General features: G+C 60.8%; 3 protein-coding genes. All 3 read left to right on the forward strand.

The annotated features are described in order from the left end of the window. The coding region (locus tag FN369_RS10785) for a TonB-dependent receptor domain-containing protein (RefSeq protein WP_142526136.1) at positions 1–1,235 on the forward strand (1,235 nt) is incomplete at its 5' end. 78 nt (positions 1,236–1,313) lie between these two features. After that, entirely contained in the window at positions 1,314–2,771 is a 1,458-nt protein-coding gene (locus FN369_RS10790; protein WP_178087821.1) for an ATP-binding protein, read from the forward strand. Continuing rightward, positions 2,761–3,345: sigma-54-dependent transcriptional regulator (locus tag FN369_RS11735; protein WP_142526138.1), on the forward strand; the 585-nt coding region annotated here is incomplete at its 3' end. The genes FN369_RS10790 and FN369_RS11735, both read left to right, overlap by 11 nt.

Raw genomic sequence — 3,345 nt, forward strand, 5'->3', positions numbered from 1 at the left:
CGTTCGATCAGACCGGAGCCGGTGCCCGGCTCCAGCTGCAATGCAATCGGAAGATTTTCGGCTGTGAAAACTACTTCTTGACCGGAGCGAGCTTCGATTGGGCGGAAAGTTATTTCAGCTCAGGATTCTATCCTGCAGCCATGGGAGCCAATTACAACAATATCCTCATCCCCGGTTTCGGCTTTCAAGCGCAGTTCGCCGTTCCGGGTTTCAACGATTTTGCCGGCCTCTACTTGACCGACACCTTCTCTCCTACCGACTGGTTCCACATCACTGGAGCCATGCGTTACAACTATATGCAGGTGCAACTCGGCGGTTACGGAGTCAATCCCAATGGGTCGATCGCTTCCACGGCGGCTCTCGAGGATTTCCAACCGATCACTCCGGCGGCCGGATTCACGCTCCAACCGCTGCGCGCGTTCGGGATCGTCGAGCCCGAGCTTCGAGATCTTACCTTTTTCTTTAACTACAGCGAAAGCTTCCGGGCGCCGATGCCCGATGAGCTGGTCGGGGCGAACCCGCTCAACCCAGTGATCTTGCCGATGGCTCAGATCGGTGACCCCTCCCTCTCCCCGGTCTATGCGCAGACCTACGAAAGCGGCTTTCGCGGGAAGCTTCCTCAGGAAATCAACTGGAACTTCGCCTTCTACCGCACCGACCTGACCAATCAGCTCCAGTTTCAACAGACCGGCCATTCGGCCGCGGGTTTCTTTGCCAACGTCGCCGATGAGCAGAATCAGGGCGTGGAAGTCATGCTCCAGGGGACCCACGGGAAGTTCAGCTGGTTCGCCAACTGGTCCTTTCTGGAAGCCACCTTTCAAAACTCCCTGCACTTGGTCAATACGATCGGACCGGTCTCGGTCCAGCCGGGGGACCGGCGAGGGGGCCTCCCCGAGCAGATGGTCAAAGTCGGGGTCAGCTGTCAGCTTACGGATCGGTGGCAGGTTTCCGCCGATTTCCAATACTACTCGAGCAGCTTCCTCTACGGGGACTATGCCAACATCTATCCGATGGTCTCCGGCTGGGAGGCGCTCAACATCCAGACCTATTATAACCTCACCAAGTGGTGCCAGATTTATGCCTTTGCGACCAACGTCATGGATCTGCACTATTTTAACTCGGGACTGATCAGCCAGAATGTCTTCACGGGGGCACCGAACGGCGGGACCATCGAGCCCTTTCTCAATCCGGGCTCGCCGTTCGGCGTCTGGGGTGGGGTTCGCTTCCAATTCTAATGGGAGCCGTCTGCGGAAATGGCCTCTCGCCCGCCTCCGAAAACCGGCGGCGGCAAACCGGAGGGGAGATCCCGACTCATGAAAATTGCGACCCGCATTCGCCTCGCCTCCAGCATACTCTTTCTCCTGGTGGCCGCCCTATCCATCGAGGCCGCCTGGTTGGCCCTGCGGGGACAAAAACGAGTCGAGCAGGTTGGGGAGGAGCTGACCCAGCTTTCGCTGCTCGTCGATCTCGAGCTCTTTGCCCAACGGGAGGTTGCCGAAGTCTCCGATTTCGTCGGAGGAAGGGATCCTAAGGCCGAAACGCAGTTCGCCTCCTTCGCCGATCGGGTGCGCGGGCTCCTGGCCCGCTGTCGTTCCCTCCCCCGAGGGGAATCAGAAAAGGAGGGCCTCGCCGCCGTCGAGCAAAACGCCCTTCAGCTCGAAAGGATGGGGTGGGAGATCCTAGAGCGATCGACTCGCTCTTCGGGACCGACCCCGTTTTCGGGAGTCGACTCCCTCGAGGCATTTTTGGACGGCCCCTTCCGGCAATCGGTCCGAGCCCTAGAGCGCGTCTTCCATGAAGGGGCGATCGAACGTGCCCGAAATCAGGCACGCCGACTCAAGGAAACGGCGACGCTCTTGGTCGCTCTCTGCTTCCTCGCCGGGCTGGGATTGGCCTCCCTCGTCTCACTCTGGCTCTCCCAGGGAATCGGCCGCCCCTTGCGCAATCTGGTCGAAGCCGCCCGGAAGATCGGCCGGGGCGATCTCGACGCCGATCCGGAAGTTCCCCCGTCGGGGGATCTCCGCGAGCTCGCGCTCGCCTTCCGCCAGATGGCAAGCGAGCTTCGAGCCTCTCAAGAGAAGATCGTACAAGCCGAGCGGATGGCCTCCATCGGCACCACCGCTGCCGCCGTCGCCCATGGAATTCGTAATCCGCTGGCGAGCATCCGCGCGTTGGCGCAGGTAGGCCTTCTCCAGCCAACTCCCTCCCCCTCGGCGAAAGAGACCCTTCGGGAGATCATCGTCGAAACCGACCGCCTCGACCGCCGAATCGGCCAGCTTTTGAGCTTTGCCAAGCCCCTCTCTCCACGACCGATCCTGGGCAACCTCAATGGGCTGGTCGAAGCCATCGTGCCCTCCTTGGCCAAAGGGGAAGGCAAGGAAGTCGCGATCGATCTCTTTCTCGACACCGACTTGGCCCCGACCCGTTTCGATCCGGCCCAGATGGAGCAAGTGCTCCTCGAGCTTTTGGCCAATGCGCTCGCCGCCGTCGGCCCTCGAGGTCGCATCCAATTGCGAACGGGGCTCCGATCGGATCGATGGGTCTTTCTCGAAATCGAGGATGACGGGGAAGGGATCCTGGAAGAGAATCTCCAGCGGGTGACCGAACCTTTTTTTACGACCCGTCCGGAAGGATCCGGCTTGGGCCTGGCCATCGTCCAGCGATACGTTAGCCAGAATGGAGGCGAGCTCCGGGTGAGCAGCAGCTTCGGCAAGGGAACGCGGGTGACCCTGCTTTTCCCCTCTGCCTCATTGGGGAGCGATGGGACTTAACATTCTTTTGGTCGAAGACGAACGCAATCTCGCGCGGTCGATTCGCGAGGTCCTCTCCGCCCAAGGCCACGAAGTCGCCCTAGCCTTCGACGGAAACGAAGGGCTTCGGCAAGCCGAGCTTACCGCTCCCGACCTGCTTCTCCTCGATGCGCGCCTTCCGGGCATTTCCGGACCGGAGCTGCTCCGCCGGGCGCGCGCTCTCCATCCAGCGCTGGCAGCCCTCGTCTTCACGGCTTACGCCTCTGTTGAGGATGCGGTCGCCGTGATGAAGCTCGGCGCTTTCGACTATCTTCAAAAGCCGCTCGATCTGGAGCGCCTTCGCGTGCTCGTCGATCGAGTGGAAGAGAACGTCCGCCTCAAGCAGGAGCTTGCCTATTATCGAAGCTTGGATGAGCCGATCTTGATCGGAGAGTCCCCGACGATCCGCCCCCTCTTGGAAAAGATCGATCAATTGAGCCGGCTGGAAGGGAGCCAGGGCCTTCCCACCGTTCTCATCTCCGGCGAAACCGGCACCGGCAAGGACGTGGTGGCGCGGCTCCGGAAGAGCTCGTATGCCGTCTTCTGCTTGAAAAAA

The sequence above is a fragment of the Methylacidimicrobium cyclopophantes genome, from assembly GCF_902143385.2.
GTDB classification, from domain to species: domain Bacteria; phylum Verrucomicrobiota; class Verrucomicrobiia; order Methylacidiphilales; family Methylacidiphilaceae; genus Methylacidimicrobium; species Methylacidimicrobium cyclopophantes.

Excerpts from the sequence above, each read along its gene's own strand:
- FN369_RS10790 (WP_178087821.1), top strand. The coding sequence starts at position 1,314 with ATGAAAATTGCGACCCGCATTCGCCTCGCCTCCAGCATACTCTTTCTC.